18 protein-coding genes are annotated in these 18,017 nt (G+C 39.9%); 5 read left to right on the forward strand and 13 right to left on the reverse strand.

Annotated features, from left to right (window positions below):
• The first annotated feature begins 37 nt into the window (after positions 1–37).
• Both gnd and FS608_RS20325 read left to right on the forward strand, forming a co-directional pair.
• On the forward strand, positions 38–1,441 hold the full coding sequence (gnd, locus tag FS608_RS20320) for a decarboxylating NADP(+)-dependent phosphogluconate dehydrogenase (RefSeq protein ID WP_144554400.1): 1,404 nt from the start codon (positions 38–40) through the stop codon (positions 1,439–1,441).
• Positions 1,442–1,575: 134 nt separating this feature from the next.
• On the forward strand, positions 1,576–1,884 hold the full coding sequence (locus FS608_RS20325) for a hypothetical protein (protein WP_144554401.1): 309 nt from the start codon (positions 1,576–1,578) through the stop codon (positions 1,882–1,884).
• A 21-nt stretch (positions 1,885–1,905) separates the two neighbouring features.
• On the opposite strand, the gene FS608_RS20330 is transcribed toward FS608_RS20325, so the two are convergent.
• The 9 genes from FS608_RS20330 to FS608_RS20370 all read right to left on the reverse strand — a co-directional run bounded on the left by FS608_RS20330 (position 1,906) and on the right by FS608_RS20370 (position 10,350).
• On the reverse strand, positions 1,906–2,391 hold the full coding sequence (locus FS608_RS20330) for an HIT family protein (protein ID WP_144554402.1): 486 nt from the start codon (positions 2,389–2,391) through the stop codon (positions 1,906–1,908).
• Positions 2,392–2,467: 76 nt separating this feature from the next.
• Entirely contained in the window at positions 2,468–3,538 is a 1,071-nt protein-coding gene (locus FS608_RS20335; RefSeq protein WP_144554403.1) for a sulfate/molybdate ABC transporter ATP-binding protein, read from the reverse strand.
• 1 nt (position 3,539) lies between these two features.
• Positions 3,540–4,427 (reverse strand): sulfate ABC transporter permease subunit CysW, encoded by an 888-nt coding sequence (gene cysW, locus FS608_RS20340; RefSeq protein ID WP_144554404.1) that lies wholly within the window; start codon positions 4,425–4,427, stop codon positions 3,540–3,542.
• A 288-nt stretch (positions 4,428–4,715) separates the two neighbouring features.
• The gene (gene cysT / locus FS608_RS20345; RefSeq protein WP_144554405.1) at positions 4,716–5,549 is read right to left on the reverse strand and encodes a sulfate ABC transporter permease subunit CysT; all 834 of its coding nucleotides are present in this window, start codon (positions 5,547–5,549) and stop codon (positions 4,716–4,718) included.
• 83 nt (positions 5,550–5,632) lie between these two features.
• Complete coding sequence (locus FS608_RS20350) at positions 5,633–6,703, reverse strand: sulfate ABC transporter substrate-binding protein (protein ID WP_144554406.1); 1,071 nt, start codon at positions 6,701–6,703, stop codon at positions 5,633–5,635.
• 193 nt (positions 6,704–6,896) lie between these two features.
• A complete protein-coding gene (locus tag FS608_RS20355; protein ID WP_186328829.1) occupies positions 6,897–7,067 on the reverse strand; it encodes a YezD family protein in 171 nt (56 codons plus the stop codon).
• Positions 7,068–7,357: 290 nt separating this feature from the next.
• Positions 7,358–7,861, reverse strand: a complete 504-nt coding sequence (locus FS608_RS20360; protein WP_144554407.1) for a GNAT family N-acetyltransferase — start codon at positions 7,859–7,861, stop codon at positions 7,358–7,360.
• Between the two features lie 30 nt (positions 7,862–7,891).
• Positions 7,892–8,905, reverse strand: a complete 1,014-nt coding sequence (locus FS608_RS20365) for a glutathione S-transferase family protein (protein ID WP_144554408.1) — start codon at positions 8,903–8,905, stop codon at positions 7,892–7,894.
• A 197-nt stretch (positions 8,906–9,102) separates the two neighbouring features.
• Positions 9,103–10,350: a cation:dicarboxylate symporter family transporter gene (locus tag FS608_RS20370; protein WP_144554409.1), complete on the reverse strand. Its 1,248-nt coding sequence runs from the start codon at positions 10,348–10,350 to the stop codon at positions 9,103–9,105.
• A 368-nt stretch (positions 10,351–10,718) separates the two neighbouring features.
• On the opposite strand from FS608_RS20370, the gene FS608_RS20375 reads away from it, so the two are divergent.
• The gene (locus FS608_RS20375; protein ID WP_144554410.1) at positions 10,719–11,528 is read left to right on the forward strand and encodes an alpha/beta fold hydrolase; all 810 of its coding nucleotides are present in this window, start codon (positions 10,719–10,721) and stop codon (positions 11,526–11,528) included.
• A gap of 174 nt (positions 11,529–11,702) precedes the next feature.
• Here FS608_RS20375 and FS608_RS20380 read toward each other — a convergent pair whose 3' ends face one another.
• The gene (locus FS608_RS20380; protein WP_144554411.1) at positions 11,703–11,891 is read right to left on the reverse strand and encodes a hypothetical protein; all 189 of its coding nucleotides are present in this window, start codon (positions 11,889–11,891) and stop codon (positions 11,703–11,705) included.
• A gap of 153 nt (positions 11,892–12,044) precedes the next feature.
• Here FS608_RS20380 and FS608_RS20385 point away from each other — a divergent pair, with 153 nt between their 5' ends.
• Both FS608_RS20385 and FS608_RS20390 read left to right on the forward strand, forming a co-directional pair.
• Positions 12,045–12,617 carry an HAD-IA family hydrolase gene (locus FS608_RS20385; protein ID WP_144554412.1) on the forward strand — a complete coding sequence of 191 codons (573 nt, stop codon included), beginning with the start codon at positions 12,045–12,047 and terminating at the stop codon, positions 12,615–12,617.
• Positions 12,618–12,724: 107 nt separating this feature from the next.
• Positions 12,725–13,006: a YggT family protein gene (locus FS608_RS20390; protein WP_144554413.1), complete on the forward strand. Its 282-nt coding sequence runs from the start codon at positions 12,725–12,727 to the stop codon at positions 13,004–13,006.
• A gap of 37 nt (positions 13,007–13,043) precedes the next feature.
• On the opposite strand, the gene FS608_RS20395 is transcribed toward FS608_RS20390, so the two are convergent.
• From FS608_RS20395 to FS608_RS20405, 3 genes are all read right to left on the reverse strand, one after another.
• Positions 13,044–16,247 (reverse strand): DEAD/DEAH box helicase, encoded by a 3,204-nt coding sequence (locus FS608_RS20395; protein ID WP_144554414.1) that lies wholly within the window; start codon positions 16,245–16,247, stop codon positions 13,044–13,046.
• 137 nt (positions 16,248–16,384) lie between these two features.
• Complete coding sequence (locus FS608_RS20400) at positions 16,385–17,227, reverse strand: aldo/keto reductase (RefSeq protein ID WP_144554415.1); 843 nt, start codon at positions 17,225–17,227, stop codon at positions 16,385–16,387.
• Positions 17,228–17,313: 86 nt separating this feature from the next.
• Positions 17,314–17,961, reverse strand: coding sequence for a bifunctional 4-hydroxy-2-oxoglutarate aldolase/2-dehydro-3-deoxy-phosphogluconate aldolase (locus tag FS608_RS20405; RefSeq protein WP_144554416.1), 648 nt, complete (start codon positions 17,959–17,961; stop codon positions 17,314–17,316).
• Positions 17,962–18,017 lie beyond the last annotated feature (56 nt).

Genomic DNA, 18,017 nt, shown 5'->3' on the forward strand with positions numbered 1-18,017 from the left:
CCCCCACTATTGGCAGTTAAAAGGAGAAGAAAGTGAAATGAACAATACAATTGGAGTTATTGGTTTAGGTGTAATGGGCAGTAACATTGCCTTAAATATGGCAAATAAAGGGGAAAAAGTAGCTGTCTATAATTACACGAGAGATCTAACAGATAAGCTTTTACATAGAATTGACAATCAATCGATCAGCCCGTATTACGACGTGCAAAGTTTTGTTCAATCCTTGGAAACCCCTAGAAAGATCTTTCTGATGGTGACCGCTGGAGCAGCAATTGATTCAGTAATTTCATCCTTAATACCTTTTCTTGAGCCAGGTGACATTATTATGGACGGCGGAAACTCCCATTATGATGATACTGCCCGAAGATTCGAAGATTTGAAGTCGAAAGAAATTGAGTATTTAGGAATTGGAATTTCTGGAGGAGAGGTTGGTGCGTTAAATGGCCCTTCAATTATGCCTGGCGGAGAGAAAGAAGCTTATGAAAAAGTAGCGCCCATCCTCACCAAAATAGCAGCCCAAGTGGACGGTACCCCATGTTGTACGTATATTGGACCAAAAGGTGCCGGGCATTTTGTGAAAATGGTTCATAACGGAATTGAATATGCTGATATGCAATTGATCGCTGAAGCCTATACCTTTTTACGAGAAAGATTACAATTATCTGTGGATGAAATTGCCGATATCTTTGAAACATGGAATCAGGGGGAGCTTAAAAGTTATTTAATTGAAATCACTGCGGAAATTTTAAAGAAAAAGGATGAAAAAACAGGTTTACCACTGATCGATGTTATTCTTGATAAAGTAGGGCAAAAAGGAACTGGAAAATGGACAAGTATGCAAGCAATTGATAACGGGATTCCCTTATCCATCATTACCGAGTCATTATTCTCCCGTTATGTATCTTCTTTAAAGGAAGAACGTGTTAGGGCAGGAGAAATTTTAACTGGACCGGAATTGGATCAGGCAATAGTAGATAAAGATTTGTGGATTGAGCATATTAGACAAGCATTATATATGGGTAAAGTATGTGCCTATGCCCAAGGGTTTACACAATATAAAATGACTTCTGACCTCTATGACTGGAACTTGCCATTAGAGGAAATTGCACTTATTTTCCGAGGCGGTTGCATCATTCGTGCTGAGTTCTTAAACGTAATAAGTGAAGCCTACCGGACACAAGCAAATCTGAAGAATTTATTAATCGCTCCATTTTTCGCTGGAAAAGTAAAAGAGTATCAATCAGGCTTAAGGAAAATTGTCTGCGAGGGAATTAATTCAGGGATCTCCTTCCCCTGCTTAAGTGCTTCCCTTTCTTATTTCGATAGCTATCGAAGAGGCCATTCCAATGCCAACCTTTTACAAGCTCAAAGGGATTATTTCGGTGCCCATACGTATGAGCGAACCGATATGGAAGGTGTATTTCACACCAACTGGAACTAAGCGGCCTTTTAACCATAAAAGTCCTATACTCTTGCATTGAGTATAGGACTTTGTTCTATTTTTGGATAGAGTGTGAATAGAATGAAACGAAAGGATTATGGAAAGAAAAACCAACAAATTATGGGAGGGATTTTATGTCAACATCGAGAATACTGAAATGGGTTTCAGGTGGGCTTGAAGCATTACTAGGAATTCCTGTACTTGGAGGTTCGATCGTTCTCAGTCTTGTATGGACCCCTCTAGCAATTATGTTAATATTACATATTGTTACGTTGGTGATTACCAAAAAAGAGGGCAGCGGGTCCATCACAGGTAGTGTTCTTGGAATTATAACTTCTTGTATAGGTTGGATTCCGTTTGTAGGAATGATTATGCATATTATCTCAGCGATTATTCTAATGGTTGATGCGGCTAAAGCAGAAGGCAATCAAGCAGGAAGCTAATCTTCCTGCTTGATTGCCTCACTATTTATTTAGCTCAATCGTCAGTTGTTTAATAGCTTCCAACACTTCTTGGAGATTTTCATCATGATTCATTTCATTTCTGGCATGGAGCAAAACAGGCCGCACCGATTCAACTGACCGGCCAAATTGGTACATCCACTCATAGCGCGGGACCATCCAGATGTGAAAATGATGGGTGGTATCTTCATTATAAAAATAATACACATGCTCTATCCCAAGGACTTCTCTTTGGGCTTTTCTGATTTTAGTGAGAATATTTATGTAATCCGTCTTTTCGGCCTCCGTTAATTCATCAAGACATGTTATATGCCGTTTGGAGGCTATGATTATTAATCCCTTAATCGGGTAGGCGACATCTTGATGGGCATGAAAATATTCTGTTTCATAGACGACTCCGCCATCGGGCTCGATTAAACCACTTATTAAAGCACAGCTTAAACATTCCACCTCGACTGTATTTCCATTGGATAAAGTAATTTTTCTCAAATCTACTCCCCCTGTAAAAATCAGATACGAATACTGACAGTAATCGTATCTGATTTTTACCGATAATACTATACTATTAAATAGAATAATCTTGGGGGATAAAGACTTTTAATTGTTTAGGTTTTACAAACACTTCTTCTCCTGTTTTTAGATGGAGGCTGCGAAATTGCTCCTTTCTTAATTCCACTTCCAGATAGTCCCCATTATCCTTTCGAATCAGCTCAAGTTGGACAGCAGCTCCGACTAAATGAATATAATTAATTTTGGCAGAAACTGAATCCGGGCTTGCTTCCCTTTCGATACTAATATCATGTGGACGGACATAACCAACTGCCTCTGTATTCTCTATCCCCGAAAATTCTGGGGCATCGACTTCAAAATGCCCATGCCTTAATTTCCCGTTATGCAGACGACCTTTAAACAAATTTACATTTCCTAAAAAGTGATAGACAAAAGGACTGTTTGGGTTTTCATAAACCTCTTCTGGTGTTCCGATTTGCTCAATTTTCCCTTCATTCATCACGACCACACGATCGGCAACATCCAGCGCCTCCTCTTGGTCATGGGTCACAAAAATACTGGTAATCTGGTAATCATCATGAAGTTTTCTTAACCATCTGCGAAGATCTTTCCGTACCTTAGCATCTAAGGCTCCAAATGGCTCATCTAGCAATAGCACCTTAGGCTCAACCGCTAATGCCCGTGCTAATGCGACCCGCTGCCGTTGACCCCCAGACAAATTGGATGGATATCGATCGGCAAAGGCCTCTAGTTTTACTAACTTTAGTAATTCCATGACCTTTTCTTTTATTTCGTTTTTGGAAGGCCGTAATTTTCTGGGCCTTACTTTTAATCCATAAGCAACATTATCAAAAACAGTCATATGACGAAACAAAGCATAATGCTGAAACACAAATCCTACTTTCCGTTCCTTAGTACTGATATGCGTGATGTCTTCTTCCCCAAACAGAATCACACCTTCATTGGCTGCTTCTAAGCCTGCGATAATTCTGAGCAACGATGTTTTTCCAGAACCGGATGGACCAAGCAAGGCAACGAGTTCCCCCGTTTGAATATCCAGATTAATTTGATCAAGGGCTTGGAAGTTTCCAAATGATTTCGAGATATTTTGGATTTGTATGCTCATCTTAGTGCGCTCCTTCTTCAGATTCAAATGACTTTCTGGCTTTCCACTCAATGATATTTTTTACAATAAGCGTGATGATGGCGAACAATGACATTAAGGAAGCCACCGCAAAGGCAGCGGAAAATTGATATTCATTGTATAAAATTTCAATATGGAGCGGCATGGTATTGGTCAAGCCGCGGATATGTCCCGAAACAACCGATACGGCACCAAACTCCCCAATTGCTCGTGCACTACAGAGAATAACCCCATATAAAAGTCCCCATTTAATATTCGGCAAAGTTACCAAAAAGAATGTTTTCCAGCCGCTGGCCCCCAGCGTTAGAGAAGCTTCTTCATCGGCCGTTCCCTGCGTTTGCATTAATGGAATCAGTTCCCTGGCGACGAATGGCAGTGTCACCAAAAGCGTGGCCAGTGCAATTCCTGGTACTGCAAAGATGATTTTGATATTATGATCAATTAACCATTGTCCAAATAAACCATGTGCACTAAATAATAATACAAACACCAATCCCGCAATCACTGGGGAAATGGCAAATGGTAGATCAATAATGGTAATCAATAGACTTTTGCCCTTAAAATTGAACTTGGTAACGGCCCAGGCCGCAGCGACCCCAAAGATGGCATTTAGGGGGACAGTAATTAAGGTAATAATCAATGTTAGCTTAATAGCCGATAATGCGTCTGGATTGCTAATGGCCTCTAGAAAAACTGCTGCCCCTTTATCAAAGGCTTTTATAAAAATAGCCACCAGTGGCAACACCAAAAACAAACCTAAAAATGCTAATGCGAGCGTGATGAGTACCCAGCGTACAAGACGAGGTTCAGAGTTGCTGGACGCAACTTGGACCGGTGCTGTTGAATACTGCAATGAGACATTTCCTGCCATAAGGACCTCCTTCTGGACCTATTTTTTTATCTCTAGTTTTATTTTTTAGATTCGCTGATAAAACCGGTAAATTCGCTGATAAAAGTGCTGGATTCGCTGATAAGCAATCTAGAATCGCCGAATATGTGTAATTTTACACCTAAAATAACAAAAATTTTTCTGTATCACTACGTTAAAAAGGGCTTTATTTGCGGATTAAGCATGTTTATTTGCGGATTGAGGCCATTTATTTGCAGATTGAGCCCATTTATTTGCGCATTATTAGATCTCTTCTAAAACTAGTAAACTCTAAATAAATTTCCGATTCGTCCACCACTGCAAGACGTTAATAATAAGTAAAATCGTAAAAGAGAAAATCAACATCACGGCCGCAATCGCGGTGGCTCCGGCATAGTCATACTGTTCTAGTTTCGTCATGATTAAAAGCGGGGTGATCTCTGTCCGCATCGGCATATTTCCTGCAATAAAAACCACCGAACCGTATTCCCCTAGGGCACGAGCAAAGGCGAGCGCGAAACCTGTTAACGCAGCCGGCAGTAATTCTGGAAAAATTACTTTCACAAACGTTTGCGCACGGTTTGCCCCTAAGCTTGCCGATGCTTCTTCTATTTCTTTATCCAAGCTTTGCAGGACGGGCTGGACGGTACGTACCACAAAGGGGAGCCCAATAAAGGTTAATGCAAGTGTAATTCCGAGCGGGGTAAACGCCACCTTAAAACTTAAAAACTGACCGACCCAGCCATTCTCTGTATACAATGTCGTTAAGGCAATCCCGGCAATCGCTGTCGGTAAGGCAAAGGGCAAATCAACTAATCCATCGATAATTCGGCGGCCTGGAAACGGATAACGAACGAGCACCCATGCGATTAATACGCCAAAAATAACGTTAATAAACGCGGCGGTAAAAGCTGTACCAAAGCTCAATTTATAAGAGGCAACCACCCTCGGATCTGAAATCGTCCCCCAAATTTTTGACCACTCAACAGTCACTGAATTAATAAAAATCATCGATAATGGCAGAATGACAAGGATGCTTATATAAAACATTGTAAACCCTAACGAAAGGCCGAATCCCGGCAGGACACTATTTCTTTTCATTTTCAAACTTGCTAAACGAGCCATGAGGTTGACCCCTTCCGAATAATATACATGTAGGGCGCCCCCCATCACACTTGATGGAAGACACCCGTCTCACTGAACTACTGTTACGGCAGGTAAATCTGATCAAACGTTCCGCCATCATTAAAGTGCGTCTCTTGTGCTTTTTTCCATCCCCCAAAATCATCGTCAATGGTGACTAGATTAATTTTTGGAAAGACATCTGCATACTTATCAAGAATCGTTTGATTGCGAGGACGATAATAGTTCTTCGCGATAATTTCCTGCCCCACATCACTGTATAGATAGTTCAAATAGGCTTCAGCTACCTCTTTTGTTCCCTTTTTCTCGACGTTCTTATCCACAACAGCAACTGGTGGTTCGGCAAGAATACTTATGGATGGGACGACGATTTCAAATTTGTCTTTTCCTAATTCATTGAGGGTCAAAAAGGCTTCGTTCTCCCAGGCAATCAAGACATCACCTATTCCTCTTTCCACGAACGTCGTAGTTGCCCCGCGGGCACCAGAATCTAAAACTTCAACATTTTTATATAGTTGGCTCATAAATTTCTTAATTTTCGTTTCATCACCATTAAATTTATCTTTTGCATAGGCCCAAGCAGCTAAGTAATTCCAGCGGGCACCACCTGACGTCTTTGGATTCGGGGTGATGACGGAAGTACCTTTTTTCGTTAAATCGTCCCAATCCTTAATTCCCTTAGGATTTCCCTTTCTAACTAGAAACACGATCGTCGACGTATATGGTGTGGAGTTATCCTTCAGGTTCTTTTGCCAATCCTTGGAAAGTAATCCACCAAGATTCGCAATTTCATCAATGTCGTAGGCCAACGCTAAAGTCACCACATCCGCCTCAAGTCCATCAATAACAGCTCGGCCTTGTTTCCCGGAACCACCATGTGATTGTTGAATCGTCACTTTCTGCCCTTTTTCCTTTTCCCAGTACTTAGCGAATTCCCCGTTAAATTCTTCATAAAGTTCCCGGGTTGGGTCATATGAAACATTTAATAATTGGACAGGTTCCTTTGTTTTTGCAGTTTCTTGTTTGGTTCCTCCCTCCTTTTTCTCAGAACTTTGGTTGTTTGCCTGTGTACCGCATCCGGACAAAATAAGAGCGATTAGAATGAGTACTGTTGTGAATTTGTAAGCGATTTTCATTAGTAATTTCCTCCTTTTTTCAAACAAAAAAGACTACCTATCCCTAGACCATTCCTTTTAGAATGAGTATCTGAGTTTCGGCCTTAGGAAAAGACCCGTCAGAAATGCTCATCTTTCGGATAGTCTAGAAAATAAGTAGCCTTCAGTGGACTGATCGGCTGTTTTTTTTAAATGAACCCAATAATAAGTGTGGTTACTTTTGTTCTTTTGGGACGTACTTTTTTTGTTGCGCAAATCTAGTTTTCTCTGTTTTATCAATTTGGGTAATGGTGCCGTCATGAACTGTTATCACCACAGATCCATACTCTAATCCTTTAAGTAACGATAAAATATAATTTGCCTTTGCTTGATCCACGTATGCCATCGTATCATCCTCTCTTAATCTACCAATTTCACATAAGAATACTTGGTTTTATTGTAATAAAAAAACGATCCAATGACAGACAACAATGTGGGCTGCACTTACTAATCGGGAAATTCATGATCAGTCCCCTTCCTAACAAAAGAGGCCTATACCCCTATATTTATAACTAAGAGTATAAGCCTTTGGTTTTCCAATCAGCTTAATTTTATGTTTACAATTTATTTGAATTATTTACATTTTATTCTGACTTTTCCTACCTGTCAAGTAGGTTTTTTAAAAAACCATTTGACTTATTTTAAAATCAGTCGAAAAGCTTTTACGATAATACCGTCATCGGCTGGCTCGAAGTCGTATTGGGGTAACCGTTCGAAACCCATTCGTTCGTACAGTTTCAGCGCACTTACCATAAAATCCGCTGTATGCAGGCCAATCGCTTGAAATCCCTGTGCTTTTGCACGCTTCATACATTCTGAGATCAAAGCAGCTGCTACTCCTTTTCCTCGAGCGTGCGGTGTGACTGCGAGCATCCGGATCTCTGGATAATCCAACTCATCCACCAATCCTTCATAAGCATCCGTTTTGGCTGGAAATAAGGCAACACTGCCTACGATGCTCCCATTAATCTCCGCAACAATCCGTTCCACATTTTCCTGCAAATCTGCTTCTGACGAGATGGCCTGTTTAAGAGCCTGCCAGTGCTCTTGTGGGATGCTATGGGCATGTTCTTCATAGGAGTGAACTCTTAGCTTGCGAATAAATGGGAACTCATCCGTTCTAGCATCACGTATATTCATTCTTCCACCTGCTTTTAATCAATTTTTCTCTCAGTGTATTAAAAATTTCTCGGCGTTATTACTTAAAGCTTGTCGATGATGTTCTGATGTCAAACCAGATAGATCAGGGCCTTTCGGTAAAATAGTATATCCCTTTTGATCATTACTCGCGATATGGTTCGAAAGATGATAATGCCGTTTGATTGCATCAAAATCAGTCGTATCACCGAATCCAGGGGTTTGATAAAGATCTCTTAAATATCCCCATAGATTGGGAAAATCCACAATCCGATTTCGATTGGCCTTGAAAGCAGAATAATAGGCAGCATCGAAGCGAATTAACGTTGCATACAACCGAACATCAGAATCCGTTATAAAATCACCAAATAAAAACCGCTGTTTCGACAGACGCTCTTCCAACTCATCTAATCTTGCAAATAAAGTGTCATATGCCTGTTCGTAGGCTTCTTGTGATTGGGCGAATCCGCATTTATAGACGCCATTGTTGACCTCATGGAAAATAATATCGTTTAGAGCATCAATCTCCGCACGTAAATGCTCCGGATACAAATTAGGTGCCTGCTCTTTATGAAAAGGAGCCCAGACCGTTTCGAGATAGTTCGTCAGTTTAAAATAATCATTATTAACGACCTTTTGTTCCCTCACATCCACGAAAACAGGCACCGTTGGCCTGCCAGTATAATCTGCAGCTGTTTTCAAATAAATTTCACTCATATATCTAATTCCTAATACTGGGTCAACGCCGGCTTCATCTAAAGAAAACTCCCAATCCACATGGGGAAGTTTCGGCCGCATAGGACTAGCTGTCCCTAAACTGATTGCTTCTTCCAACCCGAGAACACTACGGACAATAACCGACCGATGGGCCCATGGGCAAACGGCAGACCATAATAATCGGTAACGCCCGGCTTCAACTGGCAGCTCCCCATCGTTTTGACCGAAGGGCGTAGTAAATCTATTTTTTTGACGATTAAACGAACCATCCGCAGTAATCTCTTGAACAGCATTTGGACTTCTATTTATTCCCTGATCATCTCGTGACATGAATGAATCCCCTCTTATTGATAAAATAATAAAATCTAAGTAATTCTATCGGTTTTATTAATTTTAGTATGATTAATCTTTATAAGTCAATGATATTACCTGACTACATTTAAAATTCAGAATATCCCTCCATAAAGTGACCCTGTTCAAACAAAAAAGGACATCTCCAAGTTGTTGAAGATGTCCTTTTTACGCTATTATGCTGCTTTTTGTTCTTTATAATTTTTAAGCTTATGGCCTTCCCATTTAGTAATAACGATGGCAGCCAAAGAGTTTCCGACAATATTAACACAAGTACGTGCCATATCAAGGATCCTGTCAATCCCGGCAATAAACGCTAAACCTTCTACAGGGATTCCTACGCTTCCCAATGTAGCAAGAAGAACTACAAATGATACGCCAGGTACCCCCGCAATTCCTTTAGAGGTTAACATCAATACAAGTACTAAAGTGATTTGATGGCCAATACTCATATGAATACCATACATCTGCGCAATAAACAGCGCTGCGATCGCTTGGTATAGGGTAGATCCATCAAGATTGAAGGAATATCCAGTTGGAATAACAAAAGATGTAATCGCCTTAGGACAGCCAAGTTTCTCCATTTTTTCCATGATCTTTGGAAGAACTGCTTCCGAACTTGCTGTTGAGTAGCCTAAAATTAATTCATCTTTTAGATACTTAATGAGATGGATAATGTTAAATCCAACAATTTTTGCTGTTAAACCTAGGACAACTAAAATGAAGAAAAACATAGCTCCGTATACAACAAGGACTAGTTTACCCAATGGTATTAATGAAGCAACACCAAATTTTGATACAGTAACACCAATTAATGCGAACACACCGAATGGCGCTAACTTCATGATTTGGTTTGTAACATAGAACATCGCATCGGCAGTTCCTCTGAAGAAATTAATGATTGGAATCCCTTTCTCCCCAATTGCCGCAACTCCAAGTCCGAACATAACGGAGAAGAAAATGATTGGCAGCATTTCCCCGTTTGCGAGAGACTGAATGATATTTGTAGGAACAATATTAACAACAGTATCAATCATTGAATGAGATTCAGTTTGTTCCGCTGTGCTTACATAGCTGTTTATATCTGTTTTCGCAAGTTTCGATTTATCTACGCCTGCACCCGGTTGGAATACGTTTGCAAAGAGAAGTCCTAAAATAATCGCAATCGTAGTGATCACTTCAAAATAAAGAAGGGTTTTACCACCAAGTTTCCCTAATGACTTCATATCTCCAGTACCAGCAACACCCACGATTAAACTAGAAATAACAATGGGAACAACAATCATTTTAATTAAACGAATAAATATATCGCCAATCGGCTGCAGGTAACTTGCCACATGTGGATTACCATAAAAAATCGCACCAACAATGACACCGAGAATGAGTCCAATGAAAATCTGCCACGCTAAACTAATCTTCTTCATTTGCATTTCTCCTTTTCAATATAATAAAAGTTGATTACTATAATGAATCAACTTTGACTTATAAAAATGAATTTTTCTCTTTTCCATACAGTTATACTTAGTTAATATTATAGAAACTTTTCTCATATAACAACAATTTTCTTCATGGAAATTACTCCTATTTATAATATCAGAATAATAATATTCCTTATTTACCAAGACTTTTTACCTAATAAAATCAAAAGAGCGAGGAAAATTCCTATCTGAAAGGTATAAGAATAGTGGAGATTTACAACCTGTACGAAAAGGTTCCCTACGTATTAGCCTAGCTATTGATGAATAGCCTAGTTGTAGATGGTTTTCCATACTTTTGTAAAGGAGGGGTCAAAATGGGGTATTATGTAAAAGTTGCTTCTCAAGTCAACATTTATGTTGAAGATATTAATTCCAAGAGCCATAAGACCATCCTCTTTGTCCATGGCTGGCCTGCGAATCATAAATTATTTGAATATCAGTTTAATGTCCTTCCTTCCATGGGGTATCGGTGTATTGGGATAGATCTTAGAGGATTTGGCAAATCAGATAAACCCTGGAACGGCTACTTTTACGATAGAATGGCAGATGATATACGCCAAATAGTTAAGGCGCTACGCTTACAAAATTTTACACTCGCTGGCCATTCAGTAGGTGGAGCGATTGTTATTAGATACATGGGGCGTCATAGCGGCTATGGTGTCTCGAAATTAGCCCTTTTCGGTGCAGCGGCTCCTAGTTTTATCAAGCGGCCTGGCTTTCCTTTTGGGTTAGAGGCGAAGGATGTCAATACCCTGCTTGGGCAGATTTATAACGATCGTCCAAAAATGCTCGCAGACTTCACGAATATGTTCTTTCATCAGGCACTCACCAAGCCATTCTCAGATTGGTTTTTTCAATTAGGTCTTGAAGCTGCAGGCCATTCCACGGCAGGTTTACTTAACTCTTTAAGAGACGAAACTTTATTCGCTGATCTCAAAAGAATTCAAGTGCCTACATTAATTCTTCATGGGAATCATGATCAAATTTGCAAACCGCCGCTGGCTTCCGTCCTTCATCAAGGCATTCAGAATTCTAAGCTGGTTTGGTTTGAGCATAGTGGTCATGGTTTGTTCTGGGAAGAGCAGAAGAAGTTTACCCAGGAATTGGCTAATTTCATTGGATAGAATATACAAACTAATTTTTGCCCTACGTGGTGAAAAGCCGGTAAATGGAGACCCGTTTCATAGCCCGTAAAGAGGAAAAATGCCCTCCCCAACTAAAGGATTAATTAATACTCTTTCAATCCTTCCTTTTCTGCTTTTCCGTTGCTTTTTCACACAAAAAAAAGGGGAGTAGTTCTACTCTCCTTCTTCTACAACAATAATATACCCATCTTGCTGCGGGCCGTTCTCGTATACTTCGCGAGAAACTATGTAATAGTTTTCCTTACTTTCGTCACTAATCACTAATTCACTTGGACTTTTGTCCACAGCTGCTGCTTCTAGACTAAAATATGGTAATCCAAGTGTTGAAATATCAAATGGCATGGTTATCCCTCATTTCTATCTATTAAGATGTACAAACCCTATGTAAAGTATAACAAACTTTCTCCATCCAGTGCCCTAATGATTTTTCTTTATTTTCAAATTATGGTACTCTCTTAAAAGAAAATTAAAACGTTTCGGAAACGAGGGATTATTATGAACGTATTATGGGATTTTGACGGAACTCTTTTTGATACCTATCCAGCACTTGTCTCTGGATTCATCCGTTTAAGCAAACAAGATTTAGACCGTGATGAAGTTCTAAAATGGCTTAAAATTGATTCCAAAACTGCTTTTAAACACTTTGGAATCGGTGAGGAGCAGAGACTTGAGTATCAAACTTTACATAACTTTTATTCAAAAACAGAAAGCAAGCCATTTGAACACTTAACAGAAGCTTTATCTTCAGTGGATAACAATATTATTGTGACACATCGTGATAAGGAATCCACGGTATTTCTGCTTGAAAAATACCAGTTAAGTAAATACTTTAAAGACATTGTTTCTGTGGAAGAACAAGGATTTACACGAAAACCACACAGTTCCTCCTATGAATATGTTTTAAAAAGTTACCATATTGATTTGGTTGTTGGTGACCGTGATTTAGACTTAATTCCCGCTCGCAAATTAAATATTAAAACATGTGCCTTTCAAAATCAAAACATCGAAGCGGATTTCCATATTGATAGCTACACTGATTTTATTCCTGAAGTTCTCAACCGCCTTTAGTTTTTTAAAAAAAAATTTGAAACTTAATTGAAGTTAAATCGTACAAGTATATATAGGTACGATGAATGGCAGAATAAAAAAAATTATGATAGAACGGAAGATCTATATTGGGCTCTAATATTTTACTTATTGGACATTATGTTTTTGAGGCTTATTATTGGTTAATTTTAATATCCATTTTTGGTTCTTGGTTTCCTAAGTTTCAAGAAACCAAGCTTGGGATCTGGATTGGTAAGTTGGTCGAACCTTATTTAGGCTTGTTCAGAAGATTTATTCCACCACTTGGTCCTATTGATTTTTCACCAATTATCGCATTATTTGCCTTTCAATTTATCAGGCAATTTGCAATCGAAGGTCTTCGCCAATCACTGAATGTCATTGGTGTTTAATAGGGCAAAAAAAGGAGCTGCGCAGCGGCTCCTTTTTCTATATCATCAATATCTCCCTTATATCCTCTTCCGTAAGGGTAGATATAACTTTTTCATCAGAATCGATGATTTCTTCGATGAGATGTCTCTTCCTATCTTGTAGTTCATTCATTTTTTCCTCGATCGTCCCTCGGGCTACCAGCTTGATGACCTGGACGACATTTTTCTGACCCATTCGATGGGCACGGTCCGCGGCCTGTTCCTCAACAGCGGGATTCCACCATGTGTCATATAAAATGACGGTATCGGCACTCATTAAATTTAGACCGGTTCCTCCTGCTTTCAAGGAAATGAGAAACAAATCCCTTTCACCTCGATTAAAACGCTCGCAGATTTCTACTCGTTCTTCTGATGGGGTCTGTCCATCCAGATAAAAATAGTTGGTCCCTTTTGTGGTTAACGCACTTCCAATTAATTCAAGCATCTTCGTAAATTGGGAAAAAATTAATACCCTTCTTCCAGAGAGCTTTGATTCTTCAACAATCTGCAAGAGCTGTTCAAATTTTGCCGAATTTCCTTGATATCCTTCTACAAACAAACCAGGATGACAACAAATCTGCCGCAGCCGCGTCAATCCTGCTAAAATTCTAATCCGATTTTTGCGAATCGTGTCTTTGTCGAGATGCTTCAACGTGTCATGCCTTAATTTCGCCAAATAAGCAGCATACAATTTCTTTTGTTCAGGGAACAGTTCAACCGATTCCAAAGACTCCATTTTTTCAGGAAGTTCAGCGAGGACATCTTCCTTTAACCTGCGCAGTAAAAAAGGACGGATTCTACGCGCTATCGTTTTTCTTGAAAGCTTGCTATATTCCTTTAACCCAAGGAACAGTTCTGGAAAAACAACGTGAAAAATCGACCATAACTCCTCTAAGGCATTTTCCACTGGTGTACCCGTAAGCGCAAACCGATGCAGGGACTGCAGTTTTTTTACGGCTCGGGCAGTTTGTGTCAATGGGTTTTTAAAGGCTTGGGCCTCATCGAAAAACACGGTATGAAACAATTGTTTCTCAAACCAGGTGATCTCACGACGCAATAACGGATAGGAGATGATTACGACATCAACATTGGTCTGCTCTTTCAGCAGTTTGGACCGCTCTTGTTTCGCTCCATCAATAACAATTGCTTTTAACTGAGGAGCGAATTTCCTGCATTCACTAAGCCAGTTATAGGTCAATGATGAAGGACAAACAACAAGGGCCGGCTGATTAGTTTTTCGGATATCAGACTGGACTGACACGATATACGCGATGCTTTGAATTGTTTTTCCAAGCCCCATATCATCCGCCAAAATTCCTCCGAATCCATAGTAAGCCAGAGTTTTCATCCATTTAAACCCGTTTTTTTGGTATTCTTTGAGCGTAGGATCTAAACTGGTTGGCACCTCAAACTCTAACTTGCCAGGATGGTGTAGGTGATCCAAGAACTGCCGAAAGGATTCTTCTAGTTTGAATGTATCACTGATCTCAACCGTATCAAGGAGTTGAAGACTCTGTTCGATTGGTAAATCTAGTCCATTAGCGAGGTCCTTATTTTTGGTTAGCGGTGAATAAAGAAAACGCTGGATTTCTTCGAATTCTCTTGTCTGAAGCGAGAGCAGCGACCCGCTCGGCAGGCGATAATATTTCCTTTTCTCCTCTAGAGCCGCCAAAACTTCACGTATTTGTCTTTCAGGAATACCGTCCATTTCAAATTTAAATTCAAGCCAATTGGTCCGTTCCCTTTTGAACCTTACCCTTACCTGCGGACGAAAATTCTCTCTCGAAATACGATTTCGAACAGCCGTGGTTGCGTAAATTCTAACAAGCTTTTGCAATTTTGGAACAATGTACGTTAAAAAATCATATTCCAATTCTTCATTATGAAGATAATATCCTCCGTCCGTCTTGGCGAACGAACTTTCTTCAAAAATCTGCAGAATTTCCTCTTCCTTCTCTACATCACGAATCACTAACGATTCCGTCGGGAGATCTCGATTTTCCAATGGATTAATGATTGTATTTTCGTATTGAAATTCGAGCCCAGCAAGTAAGCGATTTTTCACACGATCCAAGTAGAGTTTGGCCACTAGTGGTGTGGTCATCCATTGCTTCGTGATCGCTTCGGCTATCGTAACTTGGCCTAGTCTTTTTAAGCCTGGCGCGACTTTTTCCAAAAAAAACTGAATTTGCTCTTCTGGAATCGGTATTTGGCTCATTCCTGAGGCATCAAGCATCCTTTTCAAGTCGAAAAGCCGTTTGAAATCCTGCTCTTCCAGTTGTTTCATTTTCCCCTCAAATAGAACAGAATGATAAGCTTCAAAGAAAATCATTCGCTGCAAGTTTTTTACTTTCAGCTGATAGCCGTTTCGATCCGCTCTAGCAAAATCAAACTGTAAAGGCAGCCCTTCGTCAGACACATCCAATCCTTGAAAAATTTGGCCCTCATACTCCACCAGCACATTAGGTATCTTTCGGAGGAAAGTAAGCATGCGTCCCCATGCGGATGATGGAATAATTAGCATAAGTTGTGTATTGATATTGTTATTGGTGTCAGGCACCGCATCCATATACAACTTTTCATCACGGACTACTTGGATGAGTTGTTCGAGTACGTTATTGTATTCTTTTTGGAAGCAGTGCTGACTTGGGTCGAATGTAAATGAATTAGAAAGTTTGAAGGTCTTTCCGGCTTTAATCTGTTCCAAAAAGGCACGGATGTTTTGTACTATGATGGATTCGAGTGTTAGTTCGATCGCAAATAAGTGGCTTCCATTTCCAATATCAACGGGTTTCAAGGTAAACTCAATATCCAGCACGGTTCTTTTTTCAAAATGCAATTGATGACCACTAGATCGGACCGGCTGGTCGGTAAAAATGGTCAATAACCCTTCAGTGAGTTCCTTATTGGTTGAATGATCGGCTCTCGGGATCGTTCCTTTCTGTTGGTGCCCGTAAATAGCTAATAAAACGGCTGCAATATGCTGACACTCCTTCGTAAAAGAAGCCAACTTCGGGCAGCTGCATTCCGTTCGAAGGTCATCATTGGGACCTGTCTCGATGGTCACATGAAAATCTTCATCACCTGTCACGGTTGCTTGACAATGATGTGGGAGGTATTGCTGAAAAATTACTTTATTCGTTTGATAAAAATAATCTCCTCGTTTGAAGGAGGCAGCACCACACATTTCCTTAATGCGTTTATGAGTTAAACTTATGTTCAAGTGTCCTGCTCCTTCCTGAGGTTTAAGATCTGCTGTCCATAAAGGTATACAACATTATAGCATATGTATTATTTTTTCTTATGAAAGAAAAAACGCCTGCCCGATAGAATGGAGGGCAGACGCTTAATTATGGAAATCTATTCTTCAAAACCAACTCTCATTGTATCCGGGTGAGAACCCGCGCGGCTATCTTGATTTAATCCATCGATTTTGTCCATATCCTCAGCGGATAATTCAAAATCAAAAAGATTCGCATTTTCAATAATGCGATGTTCTTTGATTGATTTTGGAATGGTCACCACACCATGCTGTAGATCCCAGCGCAAGATCACTTGAGCAACAGATTTATTATATTTATGGGCAAGATCTTCTAGAACTGGTTCATTTAGAAGCTGCCCTTGTTTTAATGGCGACCACGCTTCCATTTGAATGCCTTCCTTTTTACAGTAAGCAAGTAATTCCTTTTGGGTTAAATGTGGATGGAATTCTACCTGGTTTACCATTGGTTTAATCTCTGCGGTACTGATTAAATCTTCTAGATGATGAACAAGGAAGTTACTTACACCAATGGCGCGGACACGGCCATCTTTATAGAGCTTTTCCAACGCCTTCCATGTTTCTTTATATTTATTTTTTCCAGGCCAATGGATTAAATAAAGATCCAAATAATCAAGTCCAAGCTTGTTAAGACTGGTTTCAAAGGCTGCTAACGTTGATTCATATCCTTGTTCAGAATTCCATACCTTGGAAGTGATAAATAATTCTTCACGTGGAACTCCTGATTCTTTAATGGCTTGGCCAACGCCTTCTTCATTTTTATAGATAGCGGCGGTATCAATACTAATGTATCCATTCTTAATGGCTGCTTTAACGGATTGAACTACCTCTTCTCCTTCATTTACTTTGAATACACCTAACCCTACCCATGGCATTTTTACACCATTATGTAATGTAGTTGTGTCTTTTAAACTTGTTGGCATCATCTATTCCTCCTTTTTATTAAAGATCGGAACAAAGACTAAAGGGTCTTGGTTTCGATACTAGAAACAGCTCTATGGGATACAGTTTATCTTCCTCTGGCTGCTTGAACTTTTTCAATATACTGTTTTGCATATTCAGTAATCTTGTTAAATTCCCCTGTTTTAGCTGGCGCCATTAGATTACCGCCTACTCCAACGGCTACGCAGCCATTCTTAATCCACTGTTCGACATTGTCTAAACTGACTCCACCAGTTGGCATAATATTTATTTGCGGAAGAGGGGCTTTTACTGCTTTAACAAAATCTGGACCAAAGGCACTGCCAGGGAACAGTTTCACAATATCAACTCCCGCTTCTAATGCACGTTTCATTTCGGTGAGGGTCATACAGCCAGGCATATAAGGTACTTGGTACAGATTACATAATGTTGCCGTTTCCTGGTCAAAGGCTGGACTCACAACAAACTGCGCCCCCGCCAAAATTGCAATTCGTGCGGTGGTTGCATCAAGTACAGTTCCTGCGCCAATCACTACATTATTATTATTTTGATAAAGGGTTGCTAATTCTTTAATCACTTCTTCTGCGCCTTGGACGGTGAAAGTAACTTCAATTCCTTGAATACCGCCTTCTACACAGGCTTCTGAAATATTTACGGCCTCTTCTTTTGAATCTGCCCTTACAACCGCAACCACACCACATTCCGCAATTTTCGTTAAGATATTGATTTTTTTCATCATCGCAGTCACTTTCTTTCTACTTATTTTCTTTTCAAAAAATATTTTCAAATAGT

Source organism: Bacillus sp. X1(2014) (assembly GCF_007678255.1).

Bases quoted from the DNA above. Each gene is read 5' to 3' on its own strand.
- gnd (WP_144554400.1), top strand. From the start codon at position 38: ATGAACAATACAATTGGAGTTATTGGTTTAGGTGTAATGGGCAGTAAC.
- FS608_RS20325 (WP_144554401.1), top strand. From the start codon at position 1,576: ATGTCAACATCGAGAATACTGAAATGGGTTTCAGGTGGGCTTGAAGCA.
- FS608_RS20335 (WP_144554403.1), bottom strand. From the start codon at position 3,538: ATGAGCATACAAATCCAAAATATCTCGAAATCATTTGGAAACTTCCAA.
- cysW (WP_144554404.1), bottom strand. From the start codon at position 4,427: ATGGCAGGAAATGTCTCATTGCAGTATTCAACAGCACCGGTCCAAGTT.
- cysT (WP_144554405.1), bottom strand. From the start codon at position 5,549: ATGGCTCGTTTAGCAAGTTTGAAAATGAAAAGAAATAGTGTCCTGCCG.
- FS608_RS20350 (WP_144554406.1), bottom strand. From the start codon at position 6,703: ATGAAAATCGCTTACAAATTCACAACAGTACTCATTCTAATCGCTCTT.
- FS608_RS20355 (WP_186328829.1), bottom strand. From the start codon at position 7,067: ATGGCATACGTGGATCAAGCAAAGGCAAATTATATTTTATCGTTACTT.
- FS608_RS20360 (WP_144554407.1), bottom strand. From the start codon at position 7,861: ATGAATATACGTGATGCTAGAACGGATGAGTTCCCATTTATTCGCAAG.
- FS608_RS20365 (WP_144554408.1), bottom strand. From the start codon at position 8,905: ATGTCACGAGATGATCAGGGAATAAATAGAAGTCCAAATGCTGTTCAA.
- FS608_RS20370 (WP_144554409.1), bottom strand. From the start codon at position 10,350: ATGAAGAAGATTAGTTTAGCGTGGCAGATTTTCATTGGACTCATTCTC.
- FS608_RS20375 (WP_144554410.1), top strand. From the start codon at position 10,719: ATGGGGTATTATGTAAAAGTTGCTTCTCAAGTCAACATTTATGTTGAA.
- FS608_RS20380 (WP_144554411.1), bottom strand. From the start codon at position 11,891: ATGCCATTTGATATTTCAACACTTGGATTACCATATTTTAGTCTAGAA.
- FS608_RS20385 (WP_144554412.1), top strand. From the start codon at position 12,045: ATGAACGTATTATGGGATTTTGACGGAACTCTTTTTGATACCTATCCA.
- FS608_RS20400 (WP_144554415.1), bottom strand. From the start codon at position 17,227: ATGCCAACAAGTTTAAAAGACACAACTACATTACATAATGGTGTAAAA.
- FS608_RS20405 (WP_144554416.1), bottom strand. From the start codon at position 17,961: ATGAAAAAAATCAATATCTTAACGAAAATTGCGGAATGTGGTGTGGTT.